Annotated in this window: 15 protein-coding genes; 8 read left to right on the forward strand and 7 right to left on the reverse strand. The window is 62.1% G+C overall.

Features of this window, described 5'->3' with window-relative positions; translation table 11 throughout:
• Together H351_RS32485 and H351_RS07885 are read right to left on the reverse strand one after the other, a co-directional pair.
• Window positions 1-180, reverse strand: coding sequence for an SDR family NAD(P)-dependent oxidoreductase (locus tag H351_RS32485; protein ID WP_020909129.1), 180 nt, complete (start codon window positions 178-180; stop codon window positions 1-3).
• Complete coding sequence (locus H351_RS07885) at window positions 177-815, reverse strand: hypothetical protein (protein ID WP_021345538.1); 639 nt, start codon at window positions 813-815, stop codon at window positions 177-179. The genes H351_RS32485 and H351_RS07885 overlap by 4 nt, the downstream gene beginning before the upstream one ends.
• Before the next feature lie 188 nt (window positions 816-1,003).
• On the opposite strand from H351_RS07885, the gene H351_RS07890 reads away from it, so the two are divergent.
• Window positions 1,004-1,912, forward strand: a complete 909-nt coding sequence (locus tag H351_RS07890; RefSeq protein ID WP_029256251.1) for a LysR family transcriptional regulator — start codon at window positions 1,004-1,006, stop codon at window positions 1,910-1,912.
• 32 nt (window positions 1,913-1,944) lie between these two features.
• Here H351_RS07890 and H351_RS07895 read toward each other — a convergent pair whose 3' ends face one another.
• Window positions 1,945-2,799, reverse strand: a complete 855-nt coding sequence (locus H351_RS07895; RefSeq protein ID WP_158510638.1) for an AraC family transcriptional regulator — start codon at window positions 2,797-2,799, stop codon at window positions 1,945-1,947.
• A gap of 19 nt (window positions 2,800-2,818) precedes the next feature.
• The gene (locus H351_RS07900) at window positions 2,819-3,721 is read right to left on the reverse strand and encodes a siderophore-interacting protein (RefSeq protein WP_081051142.1); all 903 of its coding nucleotides are present in this window, start codon (window positions 3,719-3,721) and stop codon (window positions 2,819-2,821) included.
• Window positions 3,722-3,862: 141 nt separating this feature from the next.
• On the opposite strand from H351_RS07900, the gene H351_RS07905 reads away from it, so the two are divergent.
• From H351_RS07905 to H351_RS07920, 4 genes are read left to right on the forward strand one after another with little or no spacing between them, the layout of a single operon-like run.
• Window positions 3,863-4,894 (forward strand): protein kinase family protein, encoded by a 1,032-nt coding sequence (locus tag H351_RS07905; RefSeq protein ID WP_029256248.1) that lies wholly within the window; start codon window positions 3,863-3,865, stop codon window positions 4,892-4,894.
• A gap of 5 nt (window positions 4,895-4,899) precedes the next feature.
• On the forward strand, window positions 4,900-5,886 hold the full coding sequence (locus H351_RS07910) for a hypothetical protein (RefSeq protein WP_029256247.1): 987 nt from the start codon (window positions 4,900-4,902) through the stop codon (window positions 5,884-5,886).
• Window positions 5,887-5,895: 9 nt separating this feature from the next.
• Entirely contained in the window at window positions 5,896-7,185 is a 1,290-nt protein-coding gene (locus tag H351_RS07915; protein WP_029256246.1) for an adenylosuccinate synthetase, read from the forward strand.
• Window positions 7,182-7,832 (forward strand): NUDIX hydrolase, encoded by a 651-nt coding sequence (locus tag H351_RS07920; RefSeq protein WP_020909123.1) that lies wholly within the window; start codon window positions 7,182-7,184, stop codon window positions 7,830-7,832. The genes H351_RS07915 and H351_RS07920 overlap by 4 nt, the downstream gene beginning before the upstream one ends.
• A 6-nt stretch (window positions 7,833-7,838) precedes the next feature.
• Here the strand turns inward: H351_RS07920 and hppD are convergent, their stop codons facing one another.
• A complete protein-coding gene (hppD, locus tag H351_RS07925) occupies window positions 7,839-9,044 on the reverse strand; it encodes a 4-hydroxyphenylpyruvate dioxygenase (RefSeq protein ID WP_019745286.1) in 1,206 nt (401 codons plus the stop codon).
• Between the two features lie 195 nt (window positions 9,045-9,239).
• Here hppD and H351_RS07930 point away from each other — a divergent pair, with 195 nt between their 5' ends.
• Window positions 9,240-9,752: an Lrp/AsnC family transcriptional regulator gene (locus tag H351_RS07930; protein ID WP_003939810.1), complete on the forward strand. Its 513-nt coding sequence runs from the start codon at window positions 9,240-9,242 to the stop codon at window positions 9,750-9,752.
• Here the strand turns inward: H351_RS07930 and H351_RS07935 are convergent.
• Complete coding sequence (locus H351_RS07935; protein ID WP_029256245.1) at window positions 9,740-11,284, reverse strand: MFS transporter; 1,545 nt, start codon at window positions 11,282-11,284, stop codon at window positions 9,740-9,742. The genes H351_RS07930 and H351_RS07935 overlap by 13 nt on opposite strands.
• 56 nt (window positions 11,285-11,340) lie before the next feature.
• Between H351_RS07935 and H351_RS07940 the strand changes: the two genes are divergently transcribed.
• Window positions 11,341-11,991: a TetR/AcrR family transcriptional regulator gene (locus H351_RS07940; RefSeq protein ID WP_019745284.1), complete on the forward strand. Its 651-nt coding sequence runs from the start codon at window positions 11,341-11,343 to the stop codon at window positions 11,989-11,991.
• Window positions 11,992-11,995: 4 nt separating this feature from the next.
• On the opposite strand, the gene H351_RS07945 is transcribed toward H351_RS07940, so the two are convergent.
• Window positions 11,996-13,096, reverse strand: a complete 1,101-nt coding sequence (locus H351_RS07945) for an adenylate/guanylate cyclase domain-containing protein (protein WP_021345531.1) — start codon at window positions 13,094-13,096, stop codon at window positions 11,996-11,998.
• 206 nt (window positions 13,097-13,302) lie between these two features.
• Between H351_RS07945 and H351_RS07950 the strand changes: the two genes are divergently transcribed.
• Window positions 13,303-14,022 carry a DUF6319 family protein gene (locus H351_RS07950; protein ID WP_029256242.1) on the forward strand — a complete coding sequence of 240 codons (720 nt, stop codon included), beginning with the start codon at window positions 13,303-13,305 and terminating at the stop codon, window positions 14,020-14,022.
• Window positions 14,023-14,081: the final 59 nt, after the last annotated feature.

Raw genomic sequence — 14,081 nt, forward strand, 5'->3', positions numbered from 1 at the left:
TCACCGCCCAAGCGGGCACCGATCGACGCCAAGGCTTTCCAGGCGTGCTGCGGTGTCGGCGAGTGCAGCCTCTTCGATGTCGAGTAGAAGCAGGGTGCCGAAGTCCTCGGCAAGCCGCTCGGCAATAGCGGCGCCCAACCCGGCCGCTGCGCCCGTGACAATGGCTACGGGCGCGCTCACGGCAGGTGCGTTTCGAGCAGTGGGGCAAGCAGTTCGGCTGCGCGCGCTGCCGTGATGACCTCGCTCGGATCCACCTTGGTGACGACTTTCGAAGCAGAATCTTCGTAGACGTGCTCACCGATGAGTCGGCCCTGCTCGTCGTACGGCCAGACGAATGCCAAGGTCCGACGCACGAGATACCAACCGTCGGAGTCGATGCCCGACGACTGTTCGGGGGCTGCGGACGTGGATCCGCCCGATTCGTGCACCGCGCCGAACACCCCGTCTCCGAGGATCGATCCAGGAACGAATTGACTGAAGAGTGTCTCACCCGAGAACCCGCTGTCCGATACCGCGAAGTCGGACTTCCCGGTCCACATGACAAGGGTGTCCGTCTCGGCGAGTGACTGGTAGAAGTTGGTGACGGCGTCCATGCCGTCGAGGACAATCGACTGGCCGTCTTCGAACAACCGGTAGACGGGTTCTTCGACGGTCATGTCCGGCGAGAGGATTTCCTTGTAGCGACCGGAGACCTCGAGCAAGGCGTGGCGTCGGTAGTTACGGAGGATCTTCTGGTGCCGCGGATTGTCGATGGTTTCCAATTGCTTTTCGACGCCATCCATCATGTGGACGAATTCGTGCTCGTACTTGCTCATCACATCTCCTGGTTTCGCAGATTCGGCGGGCTGTCCGGATCTGCGACAACTGTGACCTGGCGAGGCATTCGCTGTACATGTAGATCTTCGTTCGAGAATTGCCAGTTTGCTTAACTCCGCTGTTCAGATACCGTGATGGTCGTCACTTTAAGTCGAGCGGCGGGCCGAAAACAACCGAATGGACGGTAATGAAGAAGGCGAGAAGAGGCGAAGATCTGAATCTGCGTTTGGTGTCCTCGTTGCTCGTCGTCGTGGCGGAAGGGCACTTCGGGCGAGCGGCAGACCGGCTGTTCGTCACCGCGCCCGCCCTCAGTCAGCAGATTCGACGACTCGAGGAGCAGGTGGGAGTCGAGTTGGTCGATCGCAGTTCGCATCCGGTGGTGCTCACCGCCGCGGGTGAGGTGTTCGTCGCGGATGCGCGGCCCGCTCTCGAGTTTGCCGTTCGCGCGATGAACGGTCTCGACGCACTCGAGCGTCGGCGGGCCAGGCGGTTGCGGATCGGATTCATCAACGGGGCTGCCGGGAGTTTGGGGCGTGCGGTGATCGATTCGTTGCACGCGGAGGTGGAGCTCGTCCAGTTGGATTGGTCCCAACAGGTTTCGGCGGTGGCGAGCGCGACCGTCGACGCGGCATTCGTGCGACCGCCACTGCCGGTGCTCGACGGTGTGGTGCTCGAACGGATAGGCGTCGAACCGCGGGTGGTGGCTCTGCCTCGAGGGCACCAACTGGCGGGCCGTACGAGCATCGAGATTTCTGAAATAGATGGGATGGTGCAGGTTTCGAGTGACGGTGCACCACTCGAATGGGTGAAATGGTGGTCGGTGGACCCGCGCCCGAGTGGTGTACCCGTCCGGTACGGTCCCTCGGTCCGCACGATGGACGAAGCACTCGAGGTTGTCGCCAACGGTCGGGCGGTGGTGATAACGGCAGCAACCATTGCCGAGTACTACACCCGCTCGGATATCAGTTTCGTGCGCATTTCCGACATCGAGCAGTGTTCGATCGATCTGTGTACCCGCGAGGGCGACAGCAGTCCGGCAGTGATCGAGCTACGCAAAGCTGTTGCGGCCCAGGGTGCCGGGAGGACCACAAGCTGACGGGAAGGCTGGGTGCCGGAAAGGCCGGGTGATCAGCGAAACCGTTCGCGGTACTGGACCGGGCTGCACTGCCACCGGGACCGGAACCTGCGCGCTGCGTGGCCGGGGTCATGCCATCCAACGGCGCGTGCGGCCCCAGCAACGCTGAGTTCCGTTGTGCGCAACAGGGATGCGAGACGCTCGACGCGCAAAGTTTGGAGATAGGACATCGGGCTGGAGCCGGTGTCGGCAACGAACACGCGGCTCAATTGTGAAGGCGAGAGCGCTACCTCGGCGGCCAGCGAACTCAGAGTCCACGGATGATCGAGGGAATTGTTCATCAACTCGACAGCCTGCTCGACCGTCGCACGGTAACCGCGTTGTTCACTGTGGCTTACCGTGGCGGAGACGAGAGGCTCGAGCACGGAGAACGCTGCGAATAGAAGGGCATATTGCTCGAAAACCCCAGTCCCGAGATCTCGGGATCGGCCCGTCCCTGCTGCGAGTTCGTCAAAAAGTTCGGCCAGTTGTGGGGTGCGGTCGTCGACATCGAGGGTCAGAACGGGCCGAGGGGCGCGCGGCTCCGGTGACACCGCGGCGCCCCAGCCCGGGACTCTCGTGATCCATGACAACTCGTCGGCGAACAGAGTCGGATCCAGAAACACATTGGTAGTCAGCAGGCGGTTCGATTCGAGGCTGTGGCGCGAGCCGGGAGCGAGGATCAGTAGGTGACCCGAACGTATGTCCGTCACGTCGTCGGCACTGCGCTGGACCGCTCGGCCATCTCGAACGAGAGCCAATTCCACGGCGTCGTGGCTGTGTACATCCACGTCGTGGTCGAGGCGAAGATGCGCGGCGTGTACTCGCGGACCGGCGCACTCCGCGGCGTTCGTCGATTTGACGCGCACCACTGCCTCCCCTCACGCTTCACGGCTTCGTCGGTAGGTACTCCACATCGTCGACTGTCAGTTCGTCGAGTTCCTGAGGCGTCAGGTTCCGTCCGTCGGCGACCGCCGCATGCATGCGGGCGAACACGTCGTCGGCCACCTCGTCGGCGTCGGCTTTGCGTTTCCAGTACCCAACGATATGCGAGTTCATCGGGGAGTAGCCAATGTCCCGGCGGAGCAGGTGCCGGACTCCACGGAGGGCACCAGCCTCTCCTGCCGCCCAGACGTAGTCGGGCTGATGTGCCGACAACGCTTGACGGAGTTCCTCGATCATCGAGTCCTCGTCAGAGCCGCGGATCCACCGGGCGCGCCCGTCTGCGGCGGACTCCAGTGGAATTTCATCGTCCGCGGTATCGGCAGTCAGAAGCGCGATCGCCTCTTGATCGGCGGTCAGAGATTCCAAGATCGTCATAATTGCGGGGAGAGCGGAAGCGTCGCCGAGCAACACCAGAGAATGCGCCAGCTCTGGGAGTGGTTGGTTCCCTCCGGCATTGGTCAGTCCGACGACGTCGCCGGGAACGGTGTTCGTGACCCACCTGCCGGCCGGCCCGTCGCTGTGGACGACGAAATCGATGTCGACCTCGCACAGCTCCGGGCGATGCGCGCGGATCGTGTACGTCCGCACTATCGGCTTGGGTGCGTCGTCGGCGTACTCGAAACCGCGAGCTCCGACGGTCGGAATCGTTAGTTCTCGGGCGGCTGCGGCCTCGTCGGCGTCATCGGGCAGAAAGATCTTCACCTTCGGAGCAATGCCTTGGCAGTCGTAGTCGCCGAGTTCGCCGAACGTCACTCGGACGAAATGAGGTCCTATCTCTCGTTTCCTTGTGACGACAGCGCGATAGGTGGTGAATCGGGTGCGGATTGCCGTTGCCGTGTCTTGCATGAAGTGCTCCTTGAAAGCAATTGAAGTTAGGTATACCTATCTTCAGGCGAACTGGATCTCGGTGGTGAGGACGTAGCGCGCATGTACTCGGATTAAATACGCATTCTTGCCGTCTTCGTTTTAGTCGGTTAGACTAAAACCATGAAAACGATCAGCACGGCACTTGAAATCGTCGAGGCAGCACGAGTTTCGGCCGATGTGTTCGGGGGAGACTCCAGTGATCTCGACGCCCGTCGCGCTGCAAAGCGTCGTTTTCATCGGCTCGCCTCCGCCATCCATCCGGACCGGGCGACGCCCGAAGATCGGGTGCGATACTCGGCCGCAACATCTCGGTTGAACGAGCTTTACCGCAGTTGGACAGCGGAGTTCGAGCCGGCAGATTCTCGACCCGTTTATGTCGGCGAGCGGGGCGAGTACACGTTGGGTGGACTGGTAGCGCGCGGCTCGGTCGCTAACCTGTACCGGTCCGATGCCGGTGTCGTACTGAAGATTCCGCGAAACCCTCGGGCGAACTCGATGATCGAGGCCGAACGGAATGTGTTGACGGACATCGAGAATTCGTGCGAAGCCGGTTGGGCAGTCTCGTACTTCCCGCGTTTGATCGATCGAATCACTCATGTGGGCAGCGGCACGAGACGTCAGATCGATGTGTTGGACGATCTGACCGAAGGTTTTGTGAGTCTCGCCGACGTCCGTGAGGCGTATCCAGGTGGCCTCGATCCACGGGACTGGGCGTGGATGCACCGACGGCTACTTCGGGCTCTGGCAGCAGCGCATTCGACTGGTTGGGTGCACACCGCGATTACCGCGGAGAACGTGCTGATCGAGCCTGATCGGCACGGGGTGGTGCTGGCCGGCTGGTCCTTTGCCACCCGTACGGGCAGCCGCCCGGTGGCGACGATCGGTTCCGATCGTGATTCGTACCCACCGGAACTCGGCGAAGGAGCGTCTCCGGCCTGGGACGTGTACATGGCTCATCATTTGATGCTCCGAATGCTGGGCGAGCAGACCCACGAACGGATGAAGGCGTTTGCCGACGGCTGCATGCAGGACAACCCGAGATTGCGTCCCGACGCGGTCGACCTACTTGGCGAGTTCGACGAACTCCTCGATCTTCTCTATGGCCAGCGGACATTTCGTCCGTTCGCCGTTCCATCCACGAAAGGACAGTGATTGTCATGGGCTACGGATACTGGGACGACAACACCTATTTGGCGGGCAAGACTTTTCGTGCCGCACGCGGTGTCGACGATTTCGGTTACACCGATTCGCTTCGGTCGCGTCCGCGAAGCAGTTGGAAAGCGGACCCGACCCTCGACCCCTTCGGCGTCGACAAGCGTGAATGCCGAGACTCGGACGGGCACCCCGATTCTCTCCCGATAGCAGTGCTTTTCGATGTCACCGGCTCGATGGGCGCTGTTCCTCGAATCATGCAGGACAAGCTCGGAAAGCTGCACGGGCTGCTGCAACGCAAGGGATATGCGGATGATCCGCAGATTCTGTTCGGTGGTATCGGCGACGCCGATACCGATCAGGTGCCACTACAAGTCGGCCAGTTCGAGTCGGGAAACGCGATGGACGAGCAGCTTCGGACCATCTTCCTCGAGGGCAACGGTGGTGGTCAGAAATCGGAAAGCTATGAATTGGCAGCATATTTCATGGCACGTCACACCAGTACGGATGCCTGGGAGAAGCGCGGAAGGAAAGGCTACCTCTTCATCATCGGCGACGAGCTGAACAAGCCGCGGCTCTCGGCTCGTCACATCCGTTCGGTGATCGGGGACAAGGTACGTCAGGACGTGTCGGTTCCGTCGATCTACCGTGAACTCGAAGAAAGATGGAACGTCTACTTCGTTCTGCCCGATCAGTCGTCGTACTTCAACGATCCGGAAATCGCGGATCACTGGAAGGCGTTGCTCGGTGAACGCTTCGTCAAACTCGACGACCCCGCCGCGGTGTGCGAACTGATCGCGCTGACGGTCGGAATCGGCGAGGACCGCATCGACCTGCGTGACGGACTGGCGGATCTCCGCGACATCGGTTCAAGAGCTGAAGCCGAGACTGTCGGCAAGGCTCTCGCCCTGATTCCAGGGCGCAGCACCGCGACGGTGGCCGGGTTGCCCCGCGATCTCGGAACCGGCACGGACGATGTCGATTTCGCCTAGAAGGAGAACATGATGGAGCCGTTCGAAGACCGCGATATCGTCGTCGTAGACCTCGGGTTCGGAGATGCAGGGAAGGGAGCAACCGTCGATTGGCTTTGCTCCGATCAAGCCGATCTGAATGTGGCCGCAGTGGTCCGCTTCAACGGTGGGGCACAGGCAGCGCACAACGTGACGGTCGGCGAGCGCCACCACACGTTTTCGCAGTTCGGCTCGGGAACGCTGTCCGGCGTCCCGACGTTGCTCTCGAGATTCGTGTTGGTCGAACCCATCGCGCTCGCACGGGAAGCGCGTGCACTGGAAGCGCTCGGAGTTCGAAATCCGTTCGATCTGATACGGATCGACGCGCGCGCATTGTTGACGACACCGATCCACGTGGCCGCCAACAGGGCCCGTGAGGATGCTCGCGGCGATAACCGACACGGCTCGTGTGGCAAGGGGATCGGTGAGACGGCGGCGTATGCGCTCGAAGTTGCGAGTGCGCCTACGGTGGGAGACTGCCGGCGACCTGATTCCTTGCGTCGTAAGTTGTCGGCGTTGGCCACATTCTACGGACCGTTGATCGCGGAGAGTCGCCACGGGTTTCCGCCGATCGACGACATGGTCGACATGTACGCCGAATTCGGTGCCGTCGTGGACATCGCCGACCCGGATGCGCTGGGCGCGTTGGGTGCCGGTGGTCGTCTGGTATTCGAGGGGGCACAAGGTGTCCTTCTCGACGAGTGGCGGGGGTTTCACCCGCACACCACGTGGTCGACGGTCGAGCCGTCCAACGCGCGAGCGATGACCGACGAGTTGGGCCGGGACAGTTACGTACTCGGCGTCACCCGCACCTACATGACACGACACGGAGCTGGGCCGTTCCCGACGGAGGATCCGGAGCTGGCGAAGGTGTTGCCCGAGCTGCACAACGGGACGGGTGAGTATCAAGGCGGATTCCGGACGGGCCACCTCGACGAGTTGTTGTTGCACTACGCAATCGAGGTGAGCGGTGGCGTCGACGGCTTAGCGCTTACTCATCTCGACGCGATGGATCGCGCGCGGGCTGCAGGCATCCCGATCCACGGGGTGCACGCGTACGAAGGATTGCCGTTCGTTCCCGTCGGAGAGTGGAAGGATCTCGATCACCAGCAGGCGCTGACAGATTCCCTGAAAGCCGTAGGGGTCGTGCCGAAGGAACTTCCGGCCGACCCGGAGGATTTCGCCCGGTATCTGAGCGAGGAAATGGGTGCGCCGGTAGTGCTGACCGCGAACGGTGCCGACCGGGTCGATCGTCAGGTGCGATGCCCAGTGCCTGCATGATGGACGGTGTGGACCAGTCACTTGTCTCGATCGATGTCATCGCGCTCCGGTTCGGCAATCCGGAACCCGGGATGTTGCGATTTGCCGTCACTCCGCGGCAAGCGGAGCCGTACACCGGGCAGTTGGCGCTGCCCGGTGTACTGCTGGGCGCCGGTGAGCGGTTGCAGGACGCCGCCAGGCGAGCCGTGACCACCAAGCTCGGAATTCCCGACGAGAAGATCCTCGTCAGCGGTCAATTGACCGTGTTCGACGAACCCAATCGCGACCCCCGCGGTCCGACGCTCTCGGTGACCATGTGGGCAGTGATCTCGTCGGACGAGGTGCCGGGTTCGGCCGAATGGGTGAGCTGGGACAACCCGGGGGACCTTGCGTTCGACCACAATCGGATAGTCGCCGATACCCGCCCGATCCTTGCTGACACCCTGTTGTGGCGAGATCAGGCTTTCACGCGGGCACTACTGGGTCCGTCGTTTCCGGCGTCGTACGCGCTGGCCGTGGCGGAGGAGCTTTCCGGTGTGCGTCCGGACCCGGGCAACTTGAACCGGACGCTCAAAGCGTTGCCAGGGCTGGAACGTACGGACGAACGAGTCCGGGTCAGTGCCACCGGGCGACCCGCGGTGGTCTGGGCGTGGACCGAAAACAGCTGACCTGCCTCAGAAGTTGCCCCGCGCGGCCTGCTCACGCTCGATCGCTTCGAACAGGGCTTTGAAGTTTCCCAGTCCGAATCCCAGTGAGCCGTGGCGTTCGATGATCTCGAAGAACACGGTGGGACGATCTCCGATCGGCTTGGTGAAGATCTGAAGAAGATAGCCGTCTTCGTCGCGGTCGACGAGGATGCCTCGCTTCTGCAATTCCTCGATCGGAACTCGAACCTCTCCGATACGCGCGCGCAGTTCGGGATCCTCGTAATACGAAGCAGGAGTAGAGAGAAACTCGATTCCTTCGTCGACCAGAGCGTCGACTGCTCCGAGGATGTCGTTGGTCGCAAGTGCGAGATGCTGAGCGCCGGGACCTTGGTAGAACTCGAGGTACTCGTCGATCTGTGACCGCTTCTTCGCGATGGCAGGTTCGTTGAGTGGGAACTTGACTCGGTGATTGCCGCTCGAGACGACCTTGCTCATCAGCGCGGAGTAGTCGGTGGCTATGTCGCCGCCCACGAACTCGGCCATGTTGGTGAATCCCATGACCCGGTTGTAGAAGTCGACCCACTGGTCCATCTTGCCGAGTTCGACATTGCCGACGACGTGGTCGAGGGCCTGAAAGATTCGCTTGGGCGCGCCGTCACGCTTGCGGTACGACGACGTCCGTTCAACGTATCCGGGAAGGTAAGGGCCGGTGTAGCGGGAACGGTCGACGAGGGTGTGCCGAGTCTCGCCGTACGTCGCGATGCTGGCCAGGCGAACGGTGCCGTGCTCGTCGGTGATGTCGTGCGGTTCGCTCAACACCGTCGCGCCTTGGGTGATGGCGTGTGCGATGCACTTGTCCACGTCAGGGACGCTGAGCGCGATGTCGCGGATACCGTCGCCGTGACGGCTGTGATGTTCGATCAGCGGACTTGCCGGATCCACAGCGCCCTTGACGACAAACCGCACCGCCCCACTCTTGAGTACAAACGCGTGGTGGTCGCGGTTTCCCGTCGACGGGCCTGAATAGGCCACCAATTCCATGCCGAACGCGGACTGGAAGAAATGTGAAGTCTGCGTGGCATTTCCGACGATCCATTCGAGGCCGTCCCAACCGCTCACGGGGAAGGGATCGTGATCGCTGTCGTACTCGACCAAGCCGACCAACTGGCGCAATTGCTCCAGATCCAGGCCGGCCAGCTGTTCGTCGTCGGTGAGAGTCTGTTCGACGGTCATGATGAGTCCCCTCTGAGTGCGATGTACACAGCGCGGTGCTCGAGTTATGTTCGGCACTGCCAGTACAAACAGATAAGTCCTTCAGAGGTTGGGTAGTCAACGGAGGTAGTTGAAAGTAGACACAGCGCCGGAATGCGAAGATGGTGGCACTGTTTTGTAGGCAATTTGCATAGTTGAACGACGAGTGGAGCAGACGTGAATCTCGACGCAGTGGATCTGGCTCTGTTGGACGCGATGAACAAGCACCCGAGGGCCGGTGCGTTGGAGCTTTCGCGTCAGGTCAAGGTGGCGCGGGCGACAGTGCAGGCGAGATTGAAAAGGATGGAAGATGCGGGCGTCATCGCCGGATACGCGCCGCACATCAATTTGGCTGCAGCGGGTTTCGGAGTACAAGCATTCGTGACTTTGCAGATCGCCCAGGGGGCGCTCGACACCGTCACCGCGGAACTCGAGGCAATCCCCGGTGTGCTCGAAGCCTTTGCCACCACCGGCTCCGGCGACGTGCTGTGCCGGATTGCCGCTGCGTCGCACGAGGATTTGCAAGCGACGCTGCTCGAACTGAATCGGTCGGGGATAGCCACCCGGTCGACCAGCGTCATGGTTCTCTCGGTTGTGGTGCCGCTCCGGTCGATGCCCCTACTGCAGACTCTGCAATCGGAGCAGACGACCAAGGCCCCGGCATACCGACGAGGCGGTCAGTCTCGCTGACGACCCGGAGCCCAGAATCCCAGAACGATCGCGGATACCCACATGATCGCGGCGAGCGTGAGTGCTCCTTGATCCATGCCTTTGATGAAGGCTTCACGGGCGAATTCGGCCAACTGGGCACCCTGCGGCCCGGCTGCTTCGGCGACATGGAGAGCGGCGGCCAGAGAACCGGATACCGGTTCCTTGGCGGGTTCGGGCAGCAAGTCGACCGCGGGCTGGACGTGATTGCCGTAGCCGGCGGCGAGGATACTTCCCGCCAGTGCAACGCCGATGGCAGAGCCGATCTCACGGGTTGCGTCGTTGACTGCTGAGGCAACACCCTGTTTGGAGTCTGGTGCGTTGGAGACGATCGCAGCAGTGGCGGGGGTTGTCGACAAGCCCAATCCGATAGCGGCTACTACCAAGGGGACACAGACCTCGGCATAGGTCGAACTGGCGTCCAAGCGCGTCAAAAGCGCAATTCCGGTTCCGAGGAAGGCAACACCGGTGGCGGTGAGAGCGCGAAGGCCGATACGCGGAATCAGTAGGGGCGCAACCACGGACAGCGCCATCACCGGCACAGCGATCGGCATGAGGGCGAGCGCCGATTGCAGTGGGGAGTAGTCGAGCACCAGTTGGAGATACTGCACGATCAGGAAGAACAAGCCGAAAGTCGCCAGGAATTGCAGGGTCAGTGACGCTGCGCCGCTGCCGAATGCGCGATTGGCGAACAGCCTTACGTCCAGAAGTGGATGGCGAGTACGTAATTCGACCCAGCTGAATACCGCGGCCATGGCAATTCCGCCGACCAGCAACGCGAGAACTACCGGATCGAGCCAACCACGGGCCGGCGCCTCGATCATCCCCAGGACGAACAGTCCGATCGAGCCGGCGATCAGCGTTGTACCAGGTAGATCGAGTGGAGTTGCCTCCGTGTCCTTCGACGTCACGATCGTGAACGACACCACGAGGATGAGGACCGAGACGACGGCCAGGCTGACGAAAATCGAATGCCAGGACCATTTTTCGAGGAGTAGCCCGGAGACGACGAGTCCGGCGATTGCACCGGACCCTGCGACGCCGGACCAGACTCCGACGGCACGGGCACGCTGCGCCGGCGGGAAACCTGCAGTGAGTAGAGACAGCGTCGCCGGCATGACAAATGCGGCGCCGACGCCGGAGATCACGCGGGAGACGATGATCCACGACGGTTCGTCCGCGAAGACCGGAATCGACGAGCCGGCAGCAAAAACGAGTAGTCCGAACATGAGCAGTTCTCGTCGACCGTATCGATCGCCGAGTGCGCCCGCCGGCAGCAAGAGACAAGCCAGCGTGAGCGTGTACCCGTCCACGATCCACGTGAGCTGGCTCTGTGTTGCACCGGTATCGCGGGCCAAGTCGGGAAGGGCCGTGTTGAGAGCTGCCATCGCTGCGACGACCAGCGCGACGGCGCAGCACGCGACCGTCAGCATCCAGATCTGTCGGATGGTCCACGTGGACTGTTCGAGCGTCGTATCGCTACTCACGAAACCTCCCGATAGAAACAAGACCATCAGTATCGTTACAAGAACAGCAGTTCCACAACCCCCAAGTGGGTATAACTGAGGTTGTGACGGCGGGAATCGACAAGCAGGAAATCGACAAGCAGGTCAGCGACGAGGATCCGCGTAAACAGCGTTCCAGGTCCAGGTTGCTCGACGCGGCGACCAAGCTGCTGGCAGAAGGCGGCGTGGACGCGGTGACGATCGATGCCGTCACCAAATTGGCCAACGTCGCACGTGCGACGCTGTATCGGCATTTCGACAGCGGCACGGAGTTACTCGCCGCGGCATTTGCTCGCCTCTTACCGCCGGTGCCCGAGATGTCCGGGGAAGGTGACCTCCGCGCGCAATTGCTCGAGTTGTTGACCAGTCAGGCCAAGGCCATCGAAAGCGCACCGATCCAGGTGACGGCCATGTGCTGGCTCGGCTTGGGGCCGGAGCTGAAGGGTTACTCGAGCGTCGACGCGCTGTCGACGGACAAGCCCGAATTGCGATCGTTGCGCCAGACGGTCTTCGAGCAGTACCGTCACGCGTTCGATCGGATCCTGCGCTCGCCGGATGCGATCGAAGCGTTGGGGGAGTACGACTACGACGTCGCACTTGCTCAATTGGTCGGACCTTTGGTGCTCACCAAGCTGGCCACGCTGACGCCTCTCGGGGAGGCCGCGTGTGAGCAGATCGTGGACGATTTTCTGGCTGCACGCGGAGTGTCGAGCTGACAGCTCACGGCTCCAGATTGCGTCGTAGCACGTACTGCTCGAGGCGGTCGATGCCGCGCACTCGTCGTGGACGAAGGTGTCGCAGTTTGAAATTGGCGTCCGAGCCGAGCTGGGTGGCCAGCTCGGAGTCGATCAGCACGGTGCCGGGGCGAGCAGAGCTGGTCAGGCGCGCGGCCTTGTTGACCACCGAACCGTAGAGATCTCCGAAGCGAACCAACGTCGGACCCATGGCCAGACCTACCCGAAGCTGTGGATCGTCGTGATCGGCGAGGACCGCCTGCTGGATCTGCAAGGCGATCTCGGCGGCGTGGTGGGGGCTCTCGGCGGCAAACATGACCTCGTCACCGACGGTCTTGACCACCCAGCCGTAGTTGCGTCCGATGATTTCGGTGGACGCGGACTCGAACCGCTCGAGCAGATCGTTGAGTTCGGCGGAGTCGAGGCCGCGAGTCAGCGAGGTGTACCCGACGATGTCGGCGAAACCCACGACCAGAACACGACTCGCGACTTCTTCGCCCGGGTTTCCCACGTTGCGGCCCGTCGACGACGCGACGTGACGCTTCCATACGTACGTCTGCAGAGATTCGACAGCGGGAATGATCTCGGCGCCGAGGCTCAGGACGACATTTCTGATGGCGTCGGGTTCGTGATCCACCGAGTCCGCAAGCTGATCGATGATGTGTGTGCTGATCAGCGATACCTGCCACTCCGCCAACCTCGACATCGACTGTCCGAGAGAACGGGCAGCTGCCACCTCACTGTTCTGCGAGATGACTCCTCGATTGACCATGTCGGTGATGGTCTTGAGGGCGTCGGCGTCTTGCTGCGTGAACATGACCGCGTCGGGATCCTCGTCGACGGCAAAGCCCATCGCCACCCACAGACGATCGGCGCGCTCGCGTGTCACCCCGGCGAAATCCGCGATCTGCGACTGTGTGAAGCAGCGCGGTCCGCCGAGGAGGGACTCCTCGATGTCGGCTTGAATCCGGCTGAGCAGATGAGCATCGACGTCGATCGGCTCAGCAGCGTGAGATTCAGCAGCGTGAGATTCAGCAGGGGCGGGTTCGGTGACCTCGTCGATCCACTCTGACTCCGAACTGCTCACCGTGCTCCTTCTTGCCGCAACGAATTTCTGTCCACCATCTTCCACGCGGTGCCCCGAGAACAGTACTGAATTGGCCGAACCGCCTACGGATCCTCGCGCCCAGGCGGGCGGTGAGAGTCAACACGTCGGTGGCTTGTGCAAGAGTTGCCCCGAGAAAAGCACTGTCGATACTGAAATGCACGAGATACTTCTGAAAGGACCTGCGCATGCCACCCCGTAGACGTTCCGGCGCTGCCGCATCAACGCCGGATCACCTCACTGCGGACAATCTGGCAGCGCTCGCCACGGCTGTCGCCGAAGGCAAGCGCGCCACCGTCTATCTGCGCGAGGCGACTCCCAGCCTGGGGATCGAAGCCGGTACCTCGGCGAAAGTCGTGTCGGTGGACGGCAACACCGTGCTGATTCGTCCCAAGGGCGTCAACGACGAATTGCCTTTCGAGGCAGAGGAATTGCGCATCAACCGCGTCTCCGCGGCACCGGCCAAACCGGCGCCACGGCCCAAACCAGTTGTGGAGTCCGAGCCCCTGATGGAGCCACTCGTAGAGCCTGTTCGACCGAAGCCGCGTGCGCAGCCTGCACCCGCTCCGGTACCGACTACCACTGCTGCCCCTGCCGCGACACCTCGTCCGGCCGTCAAGCGTGCGAAGAAACTGCCGGCCGGCATCAGCGTCACCATCCATGCGGGCGCGGACAACGACTGGAGCGTGACGGTCACACAGGGCGCCAAGCGTCCGGGCAAAGCAGTTCCGGTCGCACCCGATGCGGTCGAGCGAGCTGTCCGCGAGTTGGGTGAGCCCACCGCAATCGAGGCTGTCGAGTCCATCATCGTCGCTGCACGGGACATGGCTGCAGCGCGAGTCGACGAGTTGAGTCGTCAGCTCGAGGAGGCACGCAAGATGCTCGAAGCGCTCGGAGCTACCGACTAGAAACGCTGCGTAGGTCCGCACTTTCCGGGGTATGCGTTTTTTGCAGCGGGGAGATTACC

This window comes from Rhodococcus erythropolis R138, assembly GCF_000696675.2.
Lineage (GTDB): Bacteria > Actinomycetota > Actinomycetes > Mycobacteriales > Mycobacteriaceae > Rhodococcus_F > Rhodococcus_F erythropolis.

Coding starts and splice junctions, on each gene's coding strand:
- H351_RS07920 (WP_020909123.1), top strand. CDS start 7,182: ATGATGGACGGTGTGGACCAGTCACTTGTCTCGATCGATGTCATCGCG.
- H351_RS07885 (WP_021345538.1), bottom strand. CDS start 815: ATGAGCAAGTACGAGCACGAATTCGTCCACATGATGGATGGCGTCGAA.
- H351_RS07910 (WP_029256247.1), top strand. CDS start 4,900: ATGGGCTACGGATACTGGGACGACAACACCTATTTGGCGGGCAAGACT.
- H351_RS07935 (WP_029256245.1), bottom strand. CDS start 11,284: ATGGTCTTGTTTCTATCGGGAGGTTTCGTGAGTAGCGATACGACGCTC.
- H351_RS07905 (WP_029256248.1), top strand. CDS start 3,863: ATGAAAACGATCAGCACGGCACTTGAAATCGTCGAGGCAGCACGAGTT.
- H351_RS07950 (WP_029256242.1), top strand. CDS start 13,303: ATGCCACCCCGTAGACGTTCCGGCGCTGCCGCATCAACGCCGGATCAC.
- H351_RS07915 (WP_029256246.1), top strand. CDS start 5,896: ATGATGGAGCCGTTCGAAGACCGCGATATCGTCGTCGTAGACCTCGGG.
- H351_RS07890 (WP_029256251.1), top strand. CDS start 1,004: ATGAAGAAGGCGAGAAGAGGCGAAGATCTGAATCTGCGTTTGGTGTCC.
- hppD (WP_019745286.1), bottom strand. CDS start 9,044: ATGACCGTCGAACAGACTCTCACCGACGACGAACAGCTGGCCGGCCTG.
- H351_RS07900 (WP_081051142.1), bottom strand. CDS start 3,721: ATGCAAGACACGGCAACGGCAATCCGCACCCGATTCACCACCTATCGC.